At 43.9% G+C, this 24,310-nt stretch carries 18 protein-coding genes and 4 pseudogenes; 8 read left to right on the top strand and 14 right to left on the bottom strand.

Annotated features, from left to right (window positions below; translation table 11 throughout):
* Positions 1-58: 58 nt before the first annotated feature.
* Complete coding sequence (gene hutC / locus KW548_11270) at positions 59-772, bottom strand: histidine utilization repressor (protein QXX05765.1); 714 nt, start codon at positions 770-772, stop codon at positions 59-61.
* Between the two features lie 187 nt (positions 773-959).
* Between hutC and KW548_11265 the strand changes: the two genes are divergently transcribed.
* On the top strand, positions 960-1,703 hold the full coding sequence (locus KW548_11265; protein QXX05764.1) for a sporulation protein: 744 nt from the start codon (positions 960-962) through the stop codon (positions 1,701-1,703).
* A 183-nt stretch (positions 1,704-1,886) separates the two neighbouring features.
* Here the strand turns inward: KW548_11265 and KW548_11260 are convergent, their stop codons facing one another.
* Complete coding sequence (locus KW548_11260; protein QXX05763.1) at positions 1,887-3,035, bottom strand: SEL1-like repeat protein; 1,149 nt, start codon at positions 3,033-3,035, stop codon at positions 1,887-1,889.
* Between the two features lie 701 nt (positions 3,036-3,736).
* Positions 3,737-4,015 carry a hypothetical protein gene (locus tag KW548_11255; GenBank protein QXX05762.1) on the bottom strand — a complete coding sequence of 93 codons (279 nt, stop codon included), beginning with the start codon at positions 4,013-4,015 and terminating at the stop codon, positions 3,737-3,739.
* Positions 4,016-4,630: 615 nt separating this feature from the next.
* On the opposite strand from KW548_11255, the gene KW548_11250 reads away from it, so the two are divergent.
* Positions 4,631-5,590 (top strand): transposase, encoded by a 960-nt coding sequence (locus tag KW548_11250; GenBank protein QXX05761.1) that lies wholly within the window; start codon positions 4,631-4,633, stop codon positions 5,588-5,590.
* A 426-nt stretch (positions 5,591-6,016) separates the two neighbouring features.
* Here the strand turns inward: KW548_11250 and KW548_11245 are convergent, their stop codons facing one another.
* The 3 genes from KW548_11245 to KW548_11235 all read right to left on the bottom strand — a co-directional run bounded on the left by KW548_11245 (position 6,017) and on the right by KW548_11235 (position 8,414).
* Positions 6,017-6,985 (bottom strand): DUF3187 family protein, encoded by a 969-nt coding sequence (locus KW548_11245; protein QXX05760.1) that lies wholly within the window; start codon positions 6,983-6,985, stop codon positions 6,017-6,019.
* Positions 6,986-7,113: 128 nt separating this feature from the next.
* Positions 7,114-7,581, bottom strand: coding sequence for an ASCH domain-containing protein (locus KW548_11240; GenBank protein ID QXX05759.1), 468 nt, complete (start codon positions 7,579-7,581; stop codon positions 7,114-7,116).
* 59 nt (positions 7,582-7,640) lie between these two features.
* Positions 7,641-8,414 (bottom strand): phosphoribosylglycinamide formyltransferase, encoded by a 774-nt coding sequence (locus KW548_11235; GenBank protein ID QXX05758.1) that lies wholly within the window; start codon positions 8,412-8,414, stop codon positions 7,641-7,643.
* A gap of 313 nt (positions 8,415-8,727) precedes the next feature.
* Here KW548_11235 and KW548_11230 point away from each other — a divergent pair.
* Positions 8,728-9,379, top strand: a pseudogene (locus tag KW548_11230) (thiopurine S-methyltransferase).
* A 36-nt stretch (positions 9,380-9,415) separates the two neighbouring features.
* Here the strand turns inward: KW548_11230 and purT are convergent.
* Positions 9,416-10,592: pseudogene (purT, locus tag KW548_11225) on the bottom strand (formate-dependent phosphoribosylglycinamide formyltransferase).
* 337 nt (positions 10,593-10,929) lie between these two features.
* On the opposite strand from purT, the gene KW548_11220 reads away from it, so the two are divergent.
* Positions 10,930-12,132: an HD-GYP domain-containing protein gene (locus KW548_11220; GenBank protein ID QXX05757.1), complete on the top strand. Its 1,203-nt coding sequence runs from the start codon at positions 10,930-10,932 to the stop codon at positions 12,130-12,132.
* Positions 12,133-12,180: 48 nt separating this feature from the next.
* Here KW548_11220 and cdd read toward each other — a convergent pair whose 3' ends face one another.
* From cdd to sbcB, 4 genes are all read right to left on the bottom strand, one after another.
* On the bottom strand, positions 12,181-13,068 hold the full coding sequence (gene cdd / locus KW548_11215; protein ID QXX05756.1) for a cytidine deaminase: 888 nt from the start codon (positions 13,066-13,068) through the stop codon (positions 12,181-12,183).
* Positions 13,069-13,317: 249 nt separating this feature from the next.
* Positions 13,318-13,995, bottom strand: coding sequence for a CidB/LrgB family autolysis modulator (locus tag KW548_11210; GenBank protein ID QXX05755.1), 678 nt, complete (start codon positions 13,993-13,995; stop codon positions 13,318-13,320).
* Positions 13,995-14,360 (bottom strand): CidA/LrgA family protein, encoded by a 366-nt coding sequence (locus tag KW548_11205; protein QXX08044.1) that lies wholly within the window; start codon positions 14,358-14,360, stop codon positions 13,995-13,997. The genes KW548_11210 and KW548_11205 overlap by 1 nt, the downstream gene beginning before the upstream one ends.
* A 143-nt stretch (positions 14,361-14,503) precedes the next feature.
* Positions 14,504-15,928: an exodeoxyribonuclease I gene (sbcB, locus tag KW548_11200; GenBank protein QXX05754.1), complete on the bottom strand. Its 1,425-nt coding sequence runs from the start codon at positions 15,926-15,928 to the stop codon at positions 14,504-14,506.
* A gap of 182 nt (positions 15,929-16,110) precedes the next feature.
* Here sbcB and KW548_11195 point away from each other — a divergent pair.
* Positions 16,111-16,448 (top strand): annotated as a pseudogene (locus KW548_11195) (Arm DNA-binding domain-containing protein).
* Positions 16,449-16,495: 47 nt separating this feature from the next.
* Here KW548_11195 and KW548_11190 read toward each other — a convergent pair.
* Positions 16,496-17,950: a hypothetical protein gene (locus tag KW548_11190; GenBank protein ID QXX05753.1), complete on the bottom strand. Its 1,455-nt coding sequence runs from the start codon at positions 17,948-17,950 to the stop codon at positions 16,496-16,498.
* 654 nt (positions 17,951-18,604) lie between these two features.
* Between KW548_11190 and KW548_11185 the strand changes: the two genes are divergently transcribed.
* Positions 18,605-20,353 carry an ankyrin repeat domain-containing protein gene (locus tag KW548_11185; protein ID QXX05752.1) on the top strand — a complete coding sequence of 583 codons (1,749 nt, stop codon included), beginning with the start codon at positions 18,605-18,607 and terminating at the stop codon, positions 20,351-20,353.
* 84 nt (positions 20,354-20,437) lie between these two features.
* Here KW548_11185 and KW548_11180 read toward each other — a convergent pair whose 3' ends face one another.
* Positions 20,438-20,881, bottom strand: a complete 444-nt coding sequence (locus KW548_11180) for a DUF2079 domain-containing protein (GenBank protein ID QXX05751.1) — start codon at positions 20,879-20,881, stop codon at positions 20,438-20,440.
* Positions 20,882-21,297: 416 nt separating this feature from the next.
* Positions 21,298-22,260, bottom strand: coding sequence for a nitrilase family protein (locus KW548_11175; protein ID QXX08043.1), 963 nt, complete (start codon positions 22,258-22,260; stop codon positions 21,298-21,300).
* A gap of 91 nt (positions 22,261-22,351) precedes the next feature.
* On the opposite strand from KW548_11175, the pseudogene KW548_11170 reads away from it, so the two are divergent.
* Positions 22,352-23,231: pseudogene (locus KW548_11170) on the top strand (LysR family transcriptional regulator).
* A gap of 544 nt (positions 23,232-23,775) precedes the next feature.
* A complete protein-coding gene (locus tag KW548_11165) occupies positions 23,776-24,270 on the top strand; it encodes a hypothetical protein (protein QXX05750.1) in 495 nt (164 codons plus the stop codon).
* Positions 24,271-24,310: the final 40 nt, after the last annotated feature.

The following is a 24,310-nucleotide window of genomic DNA, read 5'->3' as shown; positions in this document are numbered from 1 at the left end:
TGACAATTGATCAAGGAACTTGTTGCAAAAATGTGATCAGTAAAAAGTATCGGATTCGCTAACTTAGTAATACCTTTGAGCTCAATTTGTATCGAGTCCCGGGGTGATAGAGCAGGGCAGAGCTCACCAGCTTGTCCTGACTCCAAGTTCGCCTGTTGAGCAGTAGGCAAGGTTCATTAACCCCAAGTCTCAAAGCGGTACGCACCTCGTCGTCTGCCACTATAGCTTCGACTGTATGTTCAATGGCGCTCAGTGGGCAGCTTTCAGACAGGTACTGGTTTGGAGTGATCTGACTAAAGTCCTGTTCCAGGTAGGCAGGCGCGTAAGCGCTATTGACCCAGCGCAGCTCATATTGAATAGGGGAGTTGTCTTCAAAATGAATGATTTCACTATAGAAAATCGGGCTGTTCAACATCACTCCCAACTTGGTAGCCACGGTTGCATCGGCACGCATCGACGCTTGCCTGACCACCTTACTTGAGTAGACCTTGCCGCGTAATTTCACCTCTTCAGCAATATTCTGAATATCCAGTAATGGCGATTCCGCTTTATCATCGGGAGCGCAAACAAACGTCCCTACTCTAGGTCGCCTTTGCAGCCTACCTTCGGCGACTAAATCGCGGATCGCCTTGTTGACGGTCATCCGGCTCACCTTGAATTGTTCGGTCAGCTCCAGTTCTGTCGATATACGCTGCCCAACAGGCCAATGTCCGCAATCGATGTTGTCAGTAATGTATTGCTTAATTTGAAGATATAATGGTGATTGACTCATAACGCTTTAACAATTGGCTTATTTGACTATACAAATAGTGATTCATCTGTCATGGAATTGCAACTCTGGTGATGGATTGAGCAGTCGAAACGATAGTTGACACATTATCCAGAGAAACCTCTTGCGACGCGCTAATCCCCCATGTTAATCAGAAACAATAACGACATAGAAAGTAAAAGGAAACCTTATGTTTAGTAAGTTGAAAGCGTCACTGGGAATTGGTGCTGCGAAAGTAGATACCGTTCTGGAGAGGATGTCTGTGTTTCAGGGAGACACTCTTAAGGGCGTTATTCATATTCAAGGGGGCGATGTCGAGCAGCAAATTGATGCGATTAATCTCAAGCTTTGTACTGAGGTGAAAGTGGAGAGTGACAACGGTGTAAGCTATCAGAACTTCACCATTGGTCGTCTTCAGGCGGTCCAGCCGTTTATCATTCAACCTCAAGAAAATAAACAGGTTCCGTTTGAATTAAAGCTAGATGATGAAACGCCAATTACGGCACTCACTGCGACAAAGAATCAGTGCCATGTTTGGGTGGAAACATCGCTGGATATTGATTTCGCAATTGACCCTAAAGATCGTGATTTCGTCGAAGTAAAAGCACTGCCAGTCGCTTCCAAAGTGATCTCCGCCATAGAACAAGCGGGTTTCGTTATGGTCAAGGCTGATGTGGAGAAAGGGCATTTGCGAGGCAGCAACTTCTCATCTAAATCGGGTTGCTATCAGGAGATAGAATTCCGCAACAGTGGCTTCATTAACAAGAAAGAAATAGAGTTGTCTTTTATATTGAATGGCAGCGTTATGCATTGTTTGGCGGAAGTCGACCGTTCACTGAGTATGCGTGGTGATCAGTACGTCTCTTTCTCTCTAAGCCTTAATGCCAGTGACGCGGAGATTAGCTCTGCGGTGAGCCGAGTACTTTCGATCTAAGTGTAAGGCTCACAGAAGCCAGAATTTGGTCGAAAAAGTGTCACGCTTGCTCAATTAATGGCAAGCGTGCATGTAGCAGCCAAACCGCCGTGCGTGATAGTGCTTAGGTACTTGGTGAAATCGGGACTGACCAATGCGATGAAATGGCTTATCTTTTTTTAATGCCTTATTGAGCGATATACCCTATCGATATATTTTGCCCGTATCTCCCAGTCTATACCCGATTTGAAAGCCAAAACTTTTCACTGGTTTTACTTTACATTGCTGAGCTGCACGTAAGCCTCTTTTTATTTGTGATTCCGTTAGTTTGTCAGAGATTGCTTTAAACTGCTTTTCGGCGCCTGGATGGTTGTTTTTATTAGCCCGGTAAGACCACTTGAAAGCGTGCAATAAATCCATCATCCCATATTTTTCATCAAGATATAATTCAGCATAATAAAACTGAGCATATGGATCATTGTACAGGGCTCCCATAGAGTATAACGATTTGGCTTGTTCGATATCCTTATCCACCCCCAACCCATATTGATACATATAGCCTAATCGCCCTGGCGCAACTTCTGAGCCTGCTTTTATTGCGTAATAATATTGTAGAAAAGCATAGTTATAATCAACTACTTTATATTTATCCGATGAATAAATGTAACCAAGTAGGAATAAGGCATGGTGGTGATTCTTTTTGGCTGCAATCTTGAGCCACTTAATCGCCTGATTGAGATCGTAATGCTGTTCATCAAGATAGCCCTGCGCGAGAAGAAGCATCGTCTCTATATCGTCTTGATTCGCTGCTTTACGGAGCCAAAACATCATCTTTTTAGGGTTAATATACTCTTTTTCTGAGGCGTAAATCCCTGCAAGAGCTATTTGTGATTCTAAACATCCTGATTCTGCTGCAATCTTGTGCCATTTATACATTTCTGGTACATCTCGACGAAAATGTTTGTTTCCTTCATAGATGAAACCCAAAACAGAGGCGCAATCCTTTTCTCCCTGATGGTATGCTTCTAGCAACCATGTGCTAGCTAGCCGCCAATCCTTTTTAAATTTTTCACCACTAAAATACAGGTGGCCAAGTTCTTTTTTTGCTTCAGAGCTTCCTTGTGATGCCGCCTTAGTCAACCAACGTAGTGCCAATTTTTTGTTACCAGCGACGCGTCTACCATGATAGTAACGCCTCGCTAAGATAATTTGAGCGACAGTCGATCCCTTGGTCGCTAAATGTTTAAGCGTTCCAACAGGTAAAATAATAAGCAGTAATTTGTAAATCGGAACTAAGGTCTTTTTTAGTTTACCTATGATCGGTTGCAGTAAATCCATATCACCTATTTTCATTGTTATCTATCTGTCTCCATAGTGATAGGTGCCAACACTCGCTGAGTTTAAGATCTATCAGCACCTTTAAATCCTTGGGGTTAATATGTCGCTCATATTGACAGAGTCATTGAGTGGCTTCGGAGTATAGCTGAAATTTAACTGTGTTTATGTTGGTTTTTATAGGCAAAATAACCAAACTGAACTTCGGAATTCATGCGTAATTCGAGACACATACCAAAGACAAGTAATTCAGCAAGGGTAATTCAGAAGGGGACAGGTAATTCAGGACAGGTAATTCAGGACAGGTAATTCAGGACAGGTAATTCAGGACAATTCAGGACACACACCAAAAACAGCTTTGTTTGAGGCGGCGTTCTCACTGTCTAGTTTGAATGATTTTTATAAGATAAATTATTGTTTTCATTATGTAAGTCTTGGATGTCGGCTTAAAGTGAAAAATTTCGAGTAAGGAGGTGCCAAGGGTAAATGAAGATTGTAGAGGTGATGAACAATTCTGAGCTAAGTACGCTTCTAGATTCGTATCCTATCGATTGTCTCAGGTAGTGAAACTACTTTAAAAGTAATGACATCTCTATTATGTGAAGTTAAGCGCACCTATTGAAATACAGTGCGCCACTTTCCAAAAACTTCAGTGACTTACAGTTCTTATTGTTATTACGGAGTATGCTGAATGTGAAAATAAGTTATTAATATAGTTACTATCCCGGTATAATTACCCTGAATAAGCCAACAAGGATTAATCCAGAACAAGCAACTACAATAAATTTTTTCTGCGTAGGCAGCATCCTATAAACGACCCCTTTGCGCTTTAAATAGACATCCCCACTCAAGACTAAGATTAATGTAAACGGGATAAAAAACAGCATCGATACACAAATAAACCAACGACGACGATACATAGGCGTTTGTTCATAGGTAATATCTAAGCGCTCAAATCTATCATCAGGCAATAAATCTTCGCTTGTATTTTTTGTCATAACTTTTCCTTATTTTTCATAGTGCTTTCATTCTGTATTGTTCACTATCTGGCAGTGCTAATACTGCAATATCTTTGCTAGTAACCTGATTCGGCCAAACGGGATATCTTATTAAGCGACATTTTTCTGCCAAAAGTTAAGCAGGTTTGACACGCAGGGGTAATCTGCTTTCTGACTCGATTGTAATCAACCTCCATTGACACGAAGAGATCTCATTTTTATTGGCTTGATGCAGAGTAAATAGATAGCAAATTAGCAAATTAACAACATATATGGTCACCTCGCTGATCGCAAGGCCCGATTGAAATTAATGTCAATCTTTTCTTTGGGCTAATTCATAGGTCCCCTTTGAAAACAAATACGAGTAAATTCAGTAAATTCAGGACACACACCAAAAGCACCAAAAGCACCAAAAGCACCAAAAGCACCAAAAGCACCAAAAGCACCAAAAGCACCAAAAGCACCAAAAGCACCAAAAGCACCAAAAGCACCGTAAATTCAGGACACACACCAAAAGCACTAAATAAGTATGATTTCCTCCTTTTCGAGGGACTGATTACAAACTCTTGTTTGAATGATTGCTACCTTGTTATTGTTCGACAAGGAGACACATTGATGACAACAGCGCGCAAGCAACTTATCTCGATTGAAGCCACATCCTATTATCACTGCGTTTCTCGTTGTGTGAGGCGCAGCTTTTTATGTGGTGAAGACCCGCAAACCCTAGTGAGTTATGAGCATCGCCGAGAGTGGATTGTCAACAAAATGCACTCGCTTGCTGAGCTCTACTGCATCGATATTTGTGCTTACGCCATCATGAGTAATCACTACCACTTAGTCGTCAATATCAACCGAGAGAGAGCCTTGGGCTTGTCACATCATCAGGTTGTTGAACGCTGGGGGATGGCGCATAAGTTACCCCCTATTGTTCAGCGCTGGCTTGATGGCCAGCTTACTCACCCGATGGAACAGGAAACATGTATCGAGATCATTGAACGTTGGCGAGAACGTCTGTGGGATTTAAGCTGGTATATGAAGGAGCTTAACTACGATATTGCTTGCAAAGCGAACAAAGAAGATAGCTGCACTGGGCATTTCTGGGAAAGTCGATTTAAAAGCCAAGCTTTGCTGGATGAAAAAGCCCTAACCGCTGCGATGGCGTACGTAGACCTCAATCCTATTCGAGCAGGCATTGCCACTAAACCCGAAGACTCAGAATTCACTTCCATCAAAGCTCGAATCGACGCCTTAAACCAACAGCAATCTACAGCCCCTTGCCTTCATCCATTTATCGGTCACGAGAGCCACTTAAAAAGAGACGGCATTCCTTTTCGATTGATGGATTATCTTGAATTAGTCGACTGGACAGCCCGTCAAATTCGGCCCAATAAAGCATCGATGAATACCAGCCTGCCACCCATATTAGATAGGCTTGGGGGAAACAGAAACAACTGGCTCAAGGTGTGTACTCAATTGGAGAAATTTCACGTCACGGCGGTAGGCAGTCAAGCCAAGGCAATCATCGCCAAAACCGCTCTGAATAAGAAAAAGCTTCATTTACTCACCTTTGAGTAAGCGTCACTCGAAAGCTTTTAGAAATTACCCCACAGCTTGATAGCTGACATGGTGTTGAAATAAACGTAGCGATATTCAATAAAATACCTTCCTCGAGTCCAAGTCGGCGACAATATTCATCAAAGTTGGCCGTTTATCAAAATAACCCTCGGGTGATTTGGTGAGTTTTACTTTCGATTTACTGGTGTGTGTCCCGATATTCGCTATTCGCCGATATTCGTGCCCGATATTCGCCGATATTCTGATATTCTAGTCATATTAGCTGTCGCTAACTGAGCTTGATACTTCGTCGTCTTTTCGACGACTTCAGCTCAGCTCGGACAAAGCCTAGAGACACGTCAGTTTTATTGAGTTGCTGGCGCTTGGCATAGAACGTGGTGTGTGTCCGGTATTTATTGGTATTTATTCGGTATTTAGTATTATTCGTTAACTTCCAAATCGGTATCGGTATCCGATCCCAAATGCAATATCTGTGCTGTTGTCTGCATTAAACATGTTCTCGACGGCAGTCAATTCTATTGCCGAGTTTTCCATCTGATAGCGATAGCCAAAGGTGAACTCAGTCGATGGTTTGGAAAACTCATCTTCTCCGTTTGATACGCCCTCATGAAATGCAATTTGTCCGACCAGGTGGTGTTTTTCCAATAACTGGTAGCGATAACTTGCTCCGACTGTCCAAGTACTTGAACGATAGGGCATATCTTTGAACACGGTTGGCGTGTTGCGAAAAGTTATCGCGAGTAGGGTATCGAGAGAATGCTTGTCTCGGCGATAACCATAGTTTATCTGGATGCCTTGTTCGAATTCTGAAGAACTGAAAATGCCGTGTTTGGTGTCGTTATAATATAGAGACCCACCAACAGAAAGCCCGTGATGTTCTTTGTTGATCAGTTGGTATTGTACGTAGCTTGTGATCGCGTGACTTAGACTCTCTCCACGGAAGTCTTGCAACTCTATGCCATACTCAGGCATATTGATGACAAATCGGTCATTTGCCACATCCTCTCGGCCATTTTGATCAATGCCAACCCAATCATGAAAAGCGATGGTTAACCGATCTAGGTGGTTGTTGCCAGCGTAGTTCCAGCGATAGCTTAATTCTAATTGCCATTCTGAAGCGACCTGCCATTTGCCACCGACGGCGATTTGATTTTGATAATAGTCCAATTCGTAATCTGGAGTGACAGCCCAGATACTTGAAATGATACCTGTACCATAGACTTCAGCTTCGTTTTCATCCATTGAAAACCCAGAACGGAGCTGAGGTGACAAACTGTTGGTATGAAAAGGTGATTGCGTATAGCTTTGCACAGGACCGTAATCGCTTTGGCCCCACGCAGTGTTAGCGATGATTAGGGGAATGAGAGATAGCAAAAACTGTCTGCAAAGGATCATAGATTCATTTCTTATTCTTATGTCACTGATAAAATGATAGTTTATGATTTTATCGCGTGCCGAATTTATGATCGGATATGTGCTGAGGGGGCGTCTGGCTAACCCTCAGCAGTCGGGCTGGGTAAGCTTTACAGTGGATACACTTTTTCGAATCGTTCTAGTACCAATTCGGACTGTAAATTGAATTCGGCGCCAATTTCACCTGCGTATTGAGTAAAGAACTTAATGTGTGCTTCACGCCACCATTCATAGCTGAGGTCACCTTCTCCTTCTGAGCGAGCAAACTCTGCACTAACCTGATCGAAAGGGCAAACTGAAACATCTGTCAGGCGAATGATACACACTGGCTCCTGTTGCCAGTTAAGCACTACCGTGATTCGACCAACCTGAGGAAGGGGCTCTTGTTCAATATCGTAGCCTTGCTTCAGACTACAAGATGCTCTCTTCACACCTTCGTTTATCAATCTGGCGCATTCGTTGGCATTAAACTCATCAGCGCAAAAGTATTCAGCGATGGTACTTGGTATCGCTTCTCTCTGCTGAGGTGTCAAAGTGGTGAGATATTGGTCTAGGTATGTTTGTTGTTGTGGGGTCACACTGTCTTCCTTGAAAAATCGCCCTCTCAATCGGAGAGGGCGATTCTAATTCATTGGGCCTAGGCGGCACTAAGATGGGTGGTAATATAAGGCAGCCATGCTTGTTGGTAAAGCGCTTTTGATTGAGCTCGCATTGTCTTAATTTGGGCGAATTCAAACTCACTGATGTCTCGACTCTCTGAAGCGGCTTGACGCTCTATTTTCTGAATACGTTCGTAAAGGTCATGTTCTGGACCGCTTTTTACATCAGCAATGGCTTTAAGGTGTAGCTGGACTTCAGCAACTATGTTGGTCTTTGGAAGCTGAACTAACAGATTCAAGTCACGATAGCCCGAAGCGCCGGGTTTCTTAAAGCGATTTTTTACCTTCACGACAGTGGTTTCACGGTTTAACACTTCATAAGCCGACATCAAGCTTTCGATATCATTGGCAACAATCGTTGCACGGGCGAGGTCAGTAATACGTTCTGTATCCCCATCCAGTTCGTAAGCGATTTTTTGTTTTGCTCTGTCTGCCGACTTCACTCCGGCAAAGTAAGCGTCCGTTGAGGTCAACATTGCGGTGCTCTTACAGAGCATTTCTAGTTCAGCTTGAGCTTGGTGTGCTTTGCTGTAAAGAACATCGAAATCAGAGTAGGGCTGAACAGGAGTTGTTGGCGTGGATTGGATGCCATACAGGCCACTTAGGTTATGTTTGAATGCTTTGGAACAGACTTCGTTCTGGTTCGTTGAACGATTTTCTTCACTACCGGGTGTTGTTGGAATAGCGGCGAAAGCTGGTGCGCGGCTGAGCATTAAAAGCATCAGGGCCGTAGTTCGCAGAAATAGGCTCATTCACACTCCTTAGATTCGTAGCGTCTTGGGTAAACGGTGCAAGAAAAGGCTCAACAGCCAAAACGTACTTATCTCTACTCTTTATATTGGGGCTTTCTGGCGAATTACAATATCGGTTTACCCCATGATTTGATTATTTGAACTCTCTCAGTTTATTTGAGCGTCTGATTCGCTTATGGTTCATTCTCAAGTTGTAAATAAGTATAAACACCCAACCTGAACCTAATCTGAACGATTTATACAGCTTGAGGGATACCACTCAGAAATGCTTTGGTATAGGCTATGACGCAGTCACGTCAGGTAGGGAATAGAAATGAAAGATCCAGAATTTTGGCACAGTAAATGGGCATCAAACCAAATTGGTTTTCACCGCGAAGATGTCAATCCATTGCTGGTTCAGTATTGGTCCGAAACAAAACCGAGCAGAGAGGATAAAGTGTTTGTCCCACTATGCGGCAAGACAGAAGATCTTGTCTGGTTGGCGACCAAGCATGACGATGTTCAAGGCGTAGAACTGAGTAAAATTGCTGTACGCTCTTTTTTTTTCTGAACATTTTTATACGCCTACGGTGATCTCAATAAGTGGACAGCACGAATTGTATCAGTTTGATGAACTGTCTATTTACAACGGAGACATCTTTACTGCGCCGGTTCAGCCTGTCGAGATTGTGTATGATCGCGCTGCTCTCGTCGCATTGCCAGAAGAAATGCGCACCGATTACGCTCAACGAATCAAGTCATTGCTTAAACCTGGCGGTAGAATTCTGTTGGTCACTTTGGATTACCCACAGGCTGAAATGGCGGGTCCTCCATTTTCAGTCGCCGAGTCTGAAGTTCGCCAACTGTTCTCAGAATATAAAATTTCCAAACTGTATCGTGATGATGCTGATGAGAAGCACCCGAAGATAGCGAAGAAAGGCTTATCCCACTTTGCAGAAGAAGTGTATTTGATCGAGAGCGAATGATAACAGCCCCTGTGTTTGAGCGCAGGGGCTGTTATTTTAATAAACGATGTTTACCTTAGCTGCGCTGGCGACAGCGCTTTCTATTGCTTGCTCAATGGTGTCTCTCCGAGCAATGCTCACTCCTAATCGTCTTCGTCCGTTGATATCAGGTTTGCCAAACAAACGTAGCTGAGTTTGCGGCTCGGCTAGAGCGTCGGTGACTCCCTCAAACTGAATATTCTCGGATTGACCTTGCCCTAAAATCACGGCAGATGCGGTTGGACCGTATTGAGTGATACTTGAAATAGGTAAGCCAGTGAAAGCGCGTACGTGCAGTGCGAATTCAGAACTGTCTTGAGACATGAGAGTGACCAAGCCGGTGTCGTGCGGGCGAGGGGAAACTTCATTGAAAATGACAGTGTCACCCTTGACGAACAATTCGACACCGAAGATGCCACGGCCTCCCAATGCATTGACCACCTTACTAGCGGCATGCTGTGCGGCAGATAGGGCGGCTTGAGACATCGCTTGAGGTTGCCAAGATTCACGATAATCACCGTCTTGCTGGCGATGTCCGATCGGATCACAAAAGTGGATGCCATCAATCGCTTTGACGGTTAATAACGTAATCTCATAATCAAAATCGATAAAACCTTCAACAATGACGCGCCCTGCGCCTGTTGCGGCCACCTTCTTGAGCGTATTGCCATGCTGCTTTTACGTCTGTCGCTGATTTAATGACACTTTGACCTTTGCCTGAAGAACTCATGATCGGTTTACACACGCATGGTATGCCAACAGATTCAATGGCTTGAGTGAACTCTTCATAGGAGCTTGCAAAATGGTAAGGGGAAGTATTGAGGCCAAGTTGTTCTGCTGCCATTCGCCGAATTCCTTCTCGATTCATTGTTAGGCGAGTAGCATTCGCTGTCGGGACCACATTGACGCCATTGGCTTCAAGCTCAACCAGCTTATCTGTAGCAATTGCTTCGATTTCAGGTACTACGTAATCAGGTTTTTCTTTGGCGATGAGCTGTTCTAGCGCATCACCATCAAGCATGTTCAGTGTATAGCTACGGTGTGCTACCTGCATTGCGGGGGCATTTTCATATCGATCACAAGCGATGACCTCCAAGCCCAAACGTTGACATTCAATAGCGACTTCTTTTCCAAGCTCTCCCGAGCCTAGGAGTAAAACTCGTGTCGCATTGTTGCGAGTTGCAGTACCAAACATAGATAACCTTTAAATACGCGGATATGAAATTGACTCGAATCATACGGATATACAGACAAAAAGCAAACGTTTGCTTTTTGTAAGGGGAGGACACAGTGCAAGACCACGAAACCTCACTCAGACTACCAAAGAGGAAAAAAAATTTGAATGATGCTGGTTTCCTTATTAACGAATTTCATCAGTAAGTTAGAGCGATTGAGACCAGTGAAACTTTGATGTAACAAACAAATTATTATTGTGATTTGTATCAATAATGAGAATACTCAAGTAGAATGATGAGTTTGAGCTTATAATTCACTCAAACTATAAAATTAACAATAGCAGCCTTAGCCGATAGATGAAATACGATCCAAGCAACTCCATAAAGGTTCCAATTGATACGTTGACGGTTGGAATGTTTGTTACCGCAATCGAAGATAACGAACGCGTTAATTTAGCCAATGCTGGTAGAGTCTCCTCCCAGCAAGCTATTCAGCAGCTGATCAAAAATGGAATTAGATTTGCGTGGGTGGACCAAAACCTTTCTGTCAAAGGAAGTGTCTTTAAGCCGGTGGTTGAGGAGGTTCTACCCGAAGAAAGTGCACCGACCACACCGGTAAAGCGAAAGTCTATGAGCCGGTTTTCTAAGCAAAAGCGAGCTTCAAAGATCATCCGTGAAGCGAAAGATCTGGCTCAAAAAATCCTCAACCAAACGTTTGATGATAAGTCGATTCATGTCGATGAATTGGAGGGGTGGGCCGACGACCTTATTGAAACCGTATTGATTGATTCAGATGCGTTACATTGTGTCTCTGCTTTGCGTAACAAAGACGAATACTTGCTTGAACACTCAGTCAATGTTGCAACCTTACTCGTCACCTTTGGTAAGCATCTTGATTTGCCAAAGGACACGCTTAAACAGCTTGCAATCGGCGGCATCATTCATGATGTTGGTAAAATTAAGGTCGATGACAAAGTTCTGCATAAACCTGGCAAACTCACACCTGAGGAGTTTGATCATATGAAGCTGCATCAGGTGTTTGCTGAAGAGATTATCCTTACGGTGGACGGATTAGGAGACATCAGCCGAGATGTTTGTTTGATGCACCATGAAAAGTTAGATGGTAATGGTTACCCTAAAGGCTTGAAAGGCGAGGAAATTCCGCTGCATGGTAGAATGAGTTGTATTGTTGATATTTACGATGCGTTGACTGCCGACCGTTGTTACAAAAAAGGGATGAGTTCGGCGGAAGCGTTCAAGATAATATTGAGTTTAACGCCATTTCATCTTGATCGGGACTTGGTTTATAAGTTCATCAACTGTATCGGTGTTTATCCTGTGGGAGCATTGGTCGAGCTCAATGATGGCAGGGTAGGTATTGTTTGGACATCGAACCCAGATGAGCCCTTAAAACCAGAAGTGAAGTGTTTTTATTCGCGTAAATACAAGCGCTTTGTTGACGTTAGCTTTGTCGATATTAAAAATAGCCAGTATAAAATCGAGAGAGCGATTGCTCCGTCTAACCTAAATGTCGATCCGACTCCCTTCTTTGATGTTTGATTAGACTACAAAAAAGGCGCTTTTTCAGCGCCTTTTCGTTTTGTTGTCTTAGATGGCCAGATACGCAACAGGAATATCTGGGTTAATGGCTTCCAGAGTTGATTGCGTGTCGGCGAGGTGACTAATAGAACCTTCAGACATTTCCACTAGCGCGGTTGTTGCAATATCGTCAAAAGATTCACCATCAAGTAAGAGTTGAATAAGTGCCACTTGTAGAGGTGGAAGACTAGGGTTAAATGCTGCGTTTTCAGCATAGGCACCTTGATACACTTTGCCGTTTTTCAGCTTGATGCTCACGCCACTTAAGTTGTGTGTATACGGCGCGTGGCTCTTATTGAGGGCGCTCAGGGCTTTCAGTATCATTTCATCAGACTCTTGACACTTTTTGCCGTGATCTATAGTCGCCATCAAACCGGATTTGATGCCAAGATCAGATGGACCAAAGGATTCAGGTAGGTATTCTTTTAGTGTTTTTTCATCACGTTGAGGTAGTTGGACTACCAAGCTGTCTGCCGTCGTCAGCTCGTTCATAAACTGTCGGCAGTGGCCACATGGGCTAAAGTTGATTGTGATGTCAGAGATACCTTGTTCGCCTTTCATCCAGGCATGGCTGATGGCGGATTGTTCGGCATGAACTGTTTGGCCGAGTTGGGCCCCTAAGATCTCAACGTTTGCTCCAAAGTACAGGCGTCCGGTGAGGCCGCGAACAATGGCACCCACGTAGAATTTCGAGATCGGCGCATAAGAGTAAGCGGCGGCAAAAGGAAGTAGTGAGACACGCAGTTCATCGTCTTCCAAGCCGGAAATCGTTAATAGCTCTGCAAATTGTTCCGAAGAGAGCGTCGCGTCAAAATCATCCGCTAACAAAATAGGAGAAAGGAACTCTGCGACTTTAGCTGGCGCTTCAGACAGCGCTTGTTCAATGCGGCTTCTCATATTGAATCCTTGTTTAAGCAATAATAGGTATCTGGGGCTTGCCTGAGTTACCTGTTTAGAGTGGCTTGCCCTGATACTGGTATTACATTTTATGTAACACGGAGAACTTTTCTGAGATTTTAGTCACATAAAATAATGTAATGAATTTTGTTGTTTCATAATTAGAGTGAGCTCACACATGATAACGATTGCACTCTTCGATAAAGTGATGTGCGTCGGAATGCGAGGATAAGCAACCCGACGCAATAGTTATGTTGCTAGCCAAATAGCCAGCGCAAAGAATGAGGGGGCGAGGACGGAGGTGATCACACCACAAACTACCAGTGCTAAAGAACTGAAGGCGGCATCTTGAGCGTCTTTTTCGGCACAAGTTGCGGTACCTAAGGCGTGTGAGACCGTACCCATCGTCAACCCTTTAGCAATAGGGTGTGTAATGTTAAGCCAGTTGTAGATAGGGTAAGCCAAGATGGCGCCAAACAGGCCAACCAGCAAAACCAGAATAGCGGCAATAGCTGGCTCCCCGCCAAGATGGCTCGACACTTCCATTGCGATGGGAGTCGTAACCGACTTGCCAAGTAGACTAGCGATCAAAGAGAGATCCGTTTGCATGTAGGACGCAATAACCGTGGCTGTTAGCATCGACATGATGCTGCCGACACCACACGCTAACATAATGATCCGCCAGTTAGCGCGTATCTGTGGCAGTTGTTCATACAGAGGATAAGCGAGGGCAACCACAGCAGGTTGAAGTAGGAAATTAATCCATTTATTGTCGTCGTAATAAGTTTCAAACGGCACATGAAGATAGGTAAGCAACGGGATCATGACAGCTAAACTGATTAACAGAGGGTTCATAAAAGGGCTACTGACCTTTTGGCATAGCCAGCGCGCAGATAAGAAAACGATAATCGTTACCACTAGCCACATTATTGGTCACCTCGCTTTAGCATTCTATCCAACATCAGCCCAAGCACAACGATGACGATCAATGTGCCTCCAACGGCACTAGCGAGAATGGGCAGGGCATTGTTATAAAGCAGATCGAAATGCTCCATGAGTCCGACGCTGATCGGTACAAACAGAAGTACCATGTAGCGAATAAACAACGTGGCGCTTGGGCGTACCCACTCAACAGGTACTAGACCACTGGCAAGGAGAGCGAATAGGATAAGCATACCGATAATGCTTCCCGGAATAGAGATATCTAGAAGGTTTTGAAGGTTCATGCCTGCCATGAGGCAGAGGAAAATCAGCCCCATAGATACGACGTATTTAAGCAAGGTTTTCGCCATAGGTAGTGTCGTCCAAATTTTATCAACTTTTGCGTATGTGTAAGCCCTGAACCGTGGGTTCAGTTTGCTCACTGGCCTCGATCAACGTAGTGTTTTTATTGTGTGATGAGGCCTAGATGTTATAGGGTGCAGGCAATAAGTTGTTAAGATACTAGTTTTTGAACGTATTGGTAAACCGATTTTAAGACAGCTATCTTTTTATCGTCACTCTCATGTTCGTGAACTAAGTTTTCCAAATTCAGCATGTAGTCTTCAATTCGACTTTCGAAGTACTCGCGGCAGTGTTCCGCCCATTTTTTTTGTTCCGCCTCGTCTAATGTCCCCGGGAAATGTCTTGCCCGATAGCGAAATAGAAGTGGAGCAATTCTTTCATCACAGAACGCTATATCAAGGGCAGAAAGGTTGTTTGGTTCAGTCTCTCGTATGATGTCCATTGATTTTTTTGCCGCAGGAGAGAAGAAACTGTCGTAAAGCATGGTGTCGACATCATCGCTCTTTTCGTATTCTCGCTCGATGCTGTATAGCGAATTGAGTTTTTCTCTAATTTCTGGGTGTTGTCTTAGTCGTTCAAGGTTTTGTAAACACTGTTCTCTATCAATGCCTATGTTAGCTGCATTTTCGGCCGTTAGTGTTTTAGCTGGCGCCAAAATAGGGCACTTGTTGAGATGGATAAGTTTGACTGGCACAGGTAGCTCGTCTTGGCCAAGCTCAGAGTGTTTGGTGTAGAGGCGTTGATTCAACTGTTCAACATCTAAATCCAATAACGGCTGAGGATCTTTCGCTAGATCGATAACAATCACTGCGTTCTGATTGGTTGGATGCCAAGCGACTGGCACCACCCAACTGGTGTAATTGCATTCACGCCCCAACATACCCGATACGTGCATAAGCGGCGTCATGTTGACGATATCGACCAGTTCGTTGAGTTTACGTTTGTGGCGCATGCTAAGGAAATAATCAAACAGCTTAGGTTGAGCAGCTTTGACTTTTTTGGCCATTTCGATCGTTGCTATAACGTCGGCCATTGCATCGTGTGCATTCTCGTGCTCAATACCATTGGCCACCGATAAGTGCTCTAGCTTGAAACTAGTAAAGCCTTCTTCATTCTCCGGCCAGGTAACGCCCTCCGGACGAAGCGCATGGCAGGCGCGCATAACATCAAGTAAGTCCCAACGAGAGTTGCCATTTTGCCAGCTCCAAGCATATGGATCGATGAAATTTCGGTAGCAGGTGTATCGTGTCACTTCATCATCAAATCGAATGCTGTTGTAGCCTAAATTGATGGTGTTTGGCGTAGACAACTGCTCATGAATTTTGGCAATAAATTCCGGTTCTGGTAGCCCTTTACTAACCGCTGTTTGAGGCGTGATACCAGTAATAAGCGCAGCTTCAGGCGATGGAAGATAGTCTGAAGGTGGTTGGCAGTAGATAACAAGAGGCTCACCGATAATGTTGAAGTCCATATCGGTGCGTACACCCGCAAACTGGGACGGTCTGTCTTTTGCTGGGCTGGTTCCCCACGTTTCATAATCAAAAAAGAAGAATGTGGGCTGTTCGGTATTGTTCATAGCATTATTATTTTGTTGGTAATTCTTCAAATCAAGCCTTGTAAATCAGTCGATTCGCGCTAGTCATGTTGCTGTATTTTGATTTGAATATTTTAGTTTTTGCACGTTTTACATTTGCACTTGCGTCTAAATATGTGTCCAAATTCTGTAAGTGCTGTGTCCTAATTTTTAAGGCATACAAATTGAGCATCACAGATAAGCAACTAAAGGCGATTGCTAAGCAATCTGAATATAGCGGCCGAGCAGAATTGAGTGACGGTGAAGGGCTCATTGCGAAAATATCGCCCAAAGCAAACATCACTTTCAATACCGTTGCAGGTTCAATGGTAAAAACAAACGCATCCGTATCGGGAAGTATCCGATAATCAGCCTTAAGAATGCAAGGCAAATCCACAAAAGGATGCTTGAGCTGAAACAAGAGGGCAGAACCCCTGAAATTGCCCTAACCGGCGAAACAGACTTCGTCACCCTCAAAGATTGCTTGGATTATTGGTTTGAGCACAAAGTTTCAACCCAAAAACCGCCAACTCTGCTTTTTCTATAATTCGCGCCTGCTAAGTCAACCAACTACTCAAGTAACGCAATTCTGCGTTTGAGTTCTGTGACTTCTAGTTCCGCTGATGCAATGTTAAATTGGGCGTCAATTCGTGATTTTTCGTCTGTCACTGCAAGCATGTCTATCTGGGCTTTATTGAGCTTCCTTTCTGCCTCTATCAATTGACCTTGCAATGTGTACAGCGCGACGAGATCGGCCTCCATTTCCTTAGCTAATGCGTCTTCATTCGCTTTCTTAGTGGTGGGATCATACTTAGCTTTCAGAGCTTTCTTTAAATCGTCCTCTGATGTACTCAAAATATTTCCAACCTTTGCAAAGAAGGCATTCCCTTTGGTGGTTTCTGTGAGTTGCATGTGAACTTCAAAGAATCCAGCCTGAACTAGTGACCTTTTGAGTGCTTGTAGTTCAATACCTCTTTCTTGGTGTGTCAGTGTTGTGTTTATAAGCTTAGATGTACTTGTGTATCGCTCGGTCGCTATTGTTTCTTTGTACTTTGCGTCTACTGCTTTCTTACTACTCTCATTCTTGGCTTCGGCTATTTCTTTTAGCCTTTTACTCTCAGTGTGAGCAGCCTTAGCGTTAACTTTATCTATGTAAGTCTTTTTAATCTGATCAGAGAATATGTCGAGTTCATAGAAGGCCTCGCAGTTGGCTGAAGATCCCTCAAGTTCAAGCTCGAGCAAACATAGAGTTTCTTTATCTTTGCCAATATCATCATTTAATTTGTTGATTGCTATTAAAGTGTTTTTTGCGTCGGCTTCTAATTCTGGCAGGCTCATCCAGGTACTGGTGAAAACAGGGCCTGAATTTGTTACTAACTTATCGGGGGTGTATACATGGCCTAGCTCAACTCCAGTTAAGATAAGCGCAGAAGAAGCAAAAGTGCCACTGTCTTCAGAACTGCCAGGCTTACGATAGTCAAAAGCTAAAACTATGTCTTCAGACACCCCTTCGTTTTTGTGCTTGAGAAGAGTTTCACTCTGATACAGAACCTTTGTAATTAATCGGAATGCCTTTCTGTTTGAAGAAGCATCAATATCAAACTCAATGTATAGGGTGGGAGATTGCTTCAGCCCAATAAATTTATAGAAACTCGTGATCTCCCCATTTTTTTCTACCTTGGCGGGCTTCAAGTAATCAGGCAACGCAGATAGATCTTCCTCACCCCAAAAATTACCGGCTACTAAAACCATACAACCTGTATCGCTATTGATGGTGTCAATCGTATGATCCCAAGGGCGGTTATAAAAGTGCCCACTTTGTATGGCTGAAGCAGAGTACTCTTTATCCTCGCCCGCTTGTTTAGAGGCACTGACTATGCTCTCTACGGCAGTGTTTATGATTGATGGAATGACAGCTGCGGCAATAGCAGCTGTCGCTCCACCTTTTTCAACGCTTGTGTCGCCTGAGATAGGGCAGGTTTTAGTGAAATAGAGACGAACTTCATTTCTTTCTGGGTTAAACACATTAGCTATGTAGCGGTTGGTGCTGTTAGTAGAAGACTTGTTAGAGGTAGTCTGACACGCAACAAGCAGGATTGCTGTGCATAGAAGGAGTAGGATTCTGAGCGCCATTGTTAGTGTCCTTTTGTGCATTTAGTTTTATATTTTTATTGTGGTATGGAGCACTGCCTTTTCCACTACGTTAGTATGGACTTAAGAGGTTGGTCTCACTGTTTTCGATCTCAAACATTAGAAAGCCTTATGCTTGCTAATGAACAGAGAAATATATCTTAGTGAGTTGGTTAGTAGGGATTCGTAGGGCTCGTCTCAGAAAGCACTAAAAAATAGTGTCAGTGCAGAAAAGCGTCTTTATAGAAACAAGCGATAAGCTTGATGTATTAAGTCATTTAGGGACAGGCACTATAAGCTTATGGTTAACCCCATAATTAGTCTTTTGGTGTGTGCCCTGAATTTATTATTCAAGGTGAGTAAGGTGTTGGCGAAATCCGGGCACCTTTGACGGTCTCGTTCAAAACCCCATTGATGGCGCCTGTGGGTTGGGGTGAATGAACGTACCTTTAGAGTCAACATGGATTTTAAATGAATCTAGTTGATTTTATTTACAGTTTTTATGATTTCGATTTAGTATGTCTCCCCCTCCCCAAAAAAGGAAAGTTCATGCTTAAGAAGGCCTTGGCATGTTTAATCGCCACTACTATTAGCCAAGTTCACGCCGGGTCCTACCACTGCCAAAAGGAAAAACTGTTTAACGATCCGCTCGTTCGTTTACCGATTGCGGTTAAATTTGGTTGTTTAGATAAAGCTAAAGAATTTATCAAACTGGGCGACAACCCTGATAATCGAGATTTGTACAACATCACGCCTCTGATGCATGCGGCTCGAGGACATAGCGCCACCACGATGCTTCAACACCGAGGAGAGAGCCCCTTACTGATCGAAGATTTGATCAAGGCGAAAGCGCAACTCAATTTAGTGGATAACGATGGTGTAACGGCGCTGATGTATGCCGCCCTCGAGAATAATGCTTATGTGGCCGAGAAACTGATTGCCGCTAAGGCCGATCTCAATGTGCAAGATCATTCGGGCATGACGGCCATGCTGTACGCCAGCACACAAAGGGACGCCGCCATTGCAGAGCAACTGATTGATGCGAACGCTGACTTAACGATTCAGGACTATCATAGAGGCTGGACAGCCCTCATGTATGCCAGTCAAAAGGGGCGGACTGAGATTGTAGAAAAGCTAATTGCAGCCAATGTAGATCTTGATATCAAAGACAATCAAAGCGCTGCACGTACGGCCTTGATACTTGCAAGTTACAGCGGAAAAATTGATGTTGTAGACGCGTTACTGAAAGCAAATGCGAAAACCTATATACGGGATTCGACGGGCTATTCCGCTTTAGATTATGCAAAAATAAACAACAGTCGCAAAATAGTGGCGCTTTTTAGCCAATACAGGCAATCCATTGATATCAAAAACTTGCCAGTCGAACCAGAAATTTGTCGTCATACCCGCACTCAACAAGAAAAACCTGCGCTCATTTATGCGGTTGACAATGACTGCGCCCAGACAGTAAAAACATTGTTAGCGGAAGGCGCAGAGACTGAAGTCACCAATCAGTATGGTCGAACGGCTCTGATGGCCGCCAGTTTACAGCGCCATGCCGTCATTGCCAAATTGTTGATCGAGGCAGGGGCAAACGTGAAAGCGTTGTCTAACGGCGGCAGTACTCCTATTGGTGAAGCCGCAAGAGCAGGTGCTGCCGAGATTATTGAGCTACTCGTACAAGCAGGGGTTAATATCGAGACGCTTAACAAAGATGGAGAAACCCCGTTAGTGGCGGCGAGTCTCTACGGGTGGCCATCGGCGATTGAAACACTGCTTAAACTCGGGGCCAACACAAGCGCTACCGATCGCCATGGTCGAGAGCCTATTTTTATCGCCAGTGCCCGTGGTCACCTCGAAGCAGTCAGAGAATTTCTCAATGCCAAGGTGGATATTGATCGACAAGATGCTGACGGAAGAACCGCGCTTATGGAAGCCAGTGATCGTTCAAAAGCGGATGTCGTGAGAGCGCTGATTAAGGCAGGAGCCGACACCGGGCTCAAAGATAAAGAAGGGGACACCGCGATATCCTTAGCCCGAACGCGAACAAATAACCCAATGGTAATGAGATGGTTATCAAACGCCGAGTATGAAAAGCTCTATCCGAAAATTCAAGAGTTGGTGGTGGCCAGTACGCCCTTATCTGATCCAAAACTTTCCGCACTGATGGATCAGGTGGTCAATCTTGCGCCGAGGCAAAAACGCAGTCGTTTTTCCTCTCTCTACCTGCAAGATCGAGAGGGGTTATCATCCTTACCTCATGATCCAAACGAATTTCAAGACTACTACTGGTGGTAAGCGTCGATTCAAGGCGCGACCAATGGGGGACAGGCACGGCTTCAGTTCTTTTTCTAGTCTTTTGGTGTGTGTCTTGAATTTATGCTATTTGCAATCAGAAGAATCTATCGCAAACTTCTTACCAAACATGGGGAGGTATGTAGCAGGCAGCCCAGAACACTGCGTTAATCCTGCTTGCTTAAACTTGGATTCATATATCGTTGGTGTAACCATTGTCACTACAAATGCAATGATAAACGCCCCGACGATAGAAAGAGGCAATACAGGCCCATGCCTATCTTCCCAACGCTCTTCTTTTAATACGTAAAAACAACCGAGGATAACAAAAACGAAAAGCCCGACCCCCACAGGAAGAACAGCGAGATCAAAACGTGAATACATTGCGACTTCACCAACAGGCTGATTCAACGAAACGATGTTTTCTACGCCGATAAACAAAGAAGACAATGAAATAACAGCCACTAACAAGGTAGTCAGTGCGATTTTGTAGACTCGTTGTACTTTTCTACAGATAGATTTCAGAATCATCGCGGTTTAAGGACGAGTTCATTGATTGATTTTTTAAAATCGTTTTTTCAATCATTTAAATGGCCACCTACACCGAATCCAGTGCACATTGTTAAGACACATAAACTGTAAGCGATTAATTTAATTGCAATATTAGCGTTTTTCAAGCGTAAATCATTTAGGGACAGGCACTATAAGCTTATGGTTAACCTCATAATTAACCATCACCTAGGCTCCGGTCGACGTTGTTACTGACTTCCAACTATTTTTAGTGTCTTTCCACCCCCAACTTTGAAGAACCTGAAAGCTTCCTCAAGAAAGTCTTTTGGTGAGTCTTTTGGTGTGTGTCCTGAATTTACTACCGGCTCTGTACGAAAAAATCTATTCACAAGCGCCAACGTATTATTCGTTGGCGACCACTCAATAAGTTACGCCATCTATTTTTGTGTCGAGAATCTTGCCTGATAAGGTGTCAATTCATTCCCTTCCATCGTTAAGGGAGCGTATAGATTAGGTCTACGACCTCTGATCCAGCGTCTGCCTGTACACATATTTAGATCTTTCCCATTGAGATCGGCAATAACCATATCATTATCGATGTAGTCAGTTTCAGCGATAATTTCACCATAGGGATTGAGCACCATCGCGTTCCCCGTTCTAACTTCATCCATATCAACCCCAACACCGTTACTAAATATCAGGAACATACCATTGTCATGGGCACGCGCGGGTAGCCAACGCAATAACCATTTTTTTCCTTTAGAACCTTGCATTTCAGAACGAATCGAATCTGGATCTTGGTGACGATTATGCCAAAGTTGGGGATCAATCAACCCCATCGCATTAGGGCTGCGAGAGTTTGTTCCGCCTGTTTGATGAGGCGCGACTAGTATATCAGCCCCTTTTAATGCTGTTATTCGAACATTCTCGACTAAATTATTATCCCAGCAAATCAGGATTCCTAAACGGCATCCATGTGGTGTATCAAATACAGTGTATTCATTGCCACTTCTCATGTGTTCACTGACAAACGTATGCAGCTTTCTGTGTTTGGCTATCTGCCCATCAGGCATTGCCATTACGTAAGAATTGTAGAGATTTCCGTGCTTGTCCTTTTCAATTAAACCTGCGCCGATGCTGATTTGGTATTGCTCAGACATTTTTAGCAAGCGTTGAGACGTTTCTCCTTGTGGAATGAACTCGGACAAATCATTGATCTCAGATTTCTTGAGTTTCGAAACATGCCAATAACCAGTCACACACATTTCAGGGAAGACGATAATTTTTACCCCTTGTTTAGCTGCCTCTTCTACGTAACTTTGAATGACCGATAAGTTGTAGTTTTTGTCGTTCGCATGGTGGTTAAATTGGACAGTAGCAACACGGATATCTTTCATAATTGTTCCTTTACCTAGTGAATATCAACTATTTTAAAAAGTTCCTCTGATTCCGTATAATGAATAAAATTCCTATAATTAATGAGAGCATGGAATGGATGTTGTCGATTTACGCACATTTTGCCAGTTAGCGATGGATGGAAACTATCGAGTAGCTTCAGAGCACTTACACATCACTCAGTCAGCTTTAACTAAGAAGATTCAGCGCCTTGAAGCTTTTTGTGGAGTAGTTTTATTTGAGAGAGGAAGACAAGGGGCCAGTCTAACTGCGGCAGGCGCAGCTCTTTTTACCTGAAGCGCAACGAATTGTATCGAGTTTTGAATCGTATAAGTCTCTAACTCAACGAGTCGCCAAGGGAGTTGCAGGAACTCTCAATATAGGTTTTGGTATATCTTCCTACTACCTTGCACCAGATTACATAGCCAAGTTTAAAAAATACTACCCAGAGATCCACATTACACTTAACGATATACCATCTCAAAAGCAGTCAGAATTGCTACTTCAGGGGGATCTTCATCTCAGTTTTAGTCGACTACCAACTGTAGCTCCGCTGAAGGGCATGAAGCTCTGTAAAGATCACTTAGTGCTTGCGACGCACAAAAGTCAAATTATAGACAAGAACAAACTGTGGTTTTTGTTAGATTCAATCGATTATTTACAGCTTAACCCTGAGCGAGGTAAGGGGCTAAGCCGACAAATAAACATGCTATTGGAAGAGCATGAGAAAACACTGAATGTAGTTCAGGAGGCCGATGATATTCAAACATTGTTGGCACTCGTATCAGCAAATTTGGGCTTCACTATTGTTCCTGCAAGTGTAAAGCATATTGCGAATGAAAATGTTGCCTTTTGGGAGCTGTCTGGGGTAAATAGCTCATGGGATGTTGGCCTAATTTGGAATGAGCAGTTAGAGAGCTTTGCAAAAGATAACTTCATTCAATTTGTAGAGAAGATGCAAATTGAACGTCTTTGATTCTATAGGTTTGATGAAACTCATATTTGTACAAAAGCGCCCTAAATCGTTCGTCACATCTTGGTAATCTTTACTTTCTTGGTCGGGTATCCCTTCTCAGCCTTAAACAATAGAAGCCGTTTTCTGTGACGGCCTTGTCTAAACCTCATCCTTTACTCGACACATTGTTAACACACCTCTTTACAAGGTACTGATTTTTGACCACTTAATCGGCCTGCGTGCTGAAAGCGTTGACTCTTCTAAACCCCAGCGATATCCTGCAAAAGCACTGGCAAAATCCAGTGTCGGGATTCGTACCCCGCCTCAATTCACTAGTCGCATAGAGCGTCAGCAAAACGCTGCTCTCTATGTGCTGCCTTGGCGCACCTGTAGAAAACGGATTGGTCTTTGTTTGAACAATCCGGTTGGTATTACGGTGAGCTGGGCGAGGCAGCCTAGGCTGGCCGTTTACTAGTGAGCGGTAGTACCAACCTTGTTCAGTTCACCACCCTTTGTTATGGGGTCTCTGTGTGGTGATGGAAATGTTTTCCTGTTGGAGGTTGCCATGCCAAAGCTCACGGCCGATCATGTTCTGAAAGTCCTCAACTCTATTTGCTATCGCATTCACACCGAGCCTGAATCGATTCGCTCCCATATGCGTGATTTATCGACGCTGCTCAATGGGCCCGACCCTAAACAAACGTCCCAATACAGCTGGCTCGAAGCGATTATTAGACAAGCGCAACTCAATCGCTTTACTGAGCATTGCTCCCCATCTAGTGGCACTCCCGATCTTTGTTTAATCAAGATGCAGAACCAAAACGCTTATAATTTGTGTTTTACCCAAGATGTCGACCAATGTATTTGTCGTTTGCAGTCTTTGTGTGCACAGCCAATTGAGCTGGTGACGCATGGGAAGGCGAAACTGAGCCCAGATTCACTGCTTGAAGTACTGTCTGAACCGCAGATCCAAAAGAACCGCTGGTTTCCATTGAGTGATAGTCAGCGAGATGGCATCGTTAAAACGCTTAAGGCAGAGCAAACTCTCCCCTCGCGTTAATTGGCTATCAACGAGCAGGCAAAGAATCACTGAGTTTTGG

This window comes from Vibrio neptunius (assembly GCA_019339365.1).
Lineage (GTDB): Bacteria > Pseudomonadota > Gammaproteobacteria > Enterobacterales > Vibrionaceae > Vibrio > Vibrio neptunius.
This window is presented reverse-complemented; position numbering and strand designations above follow the sequence as displayed.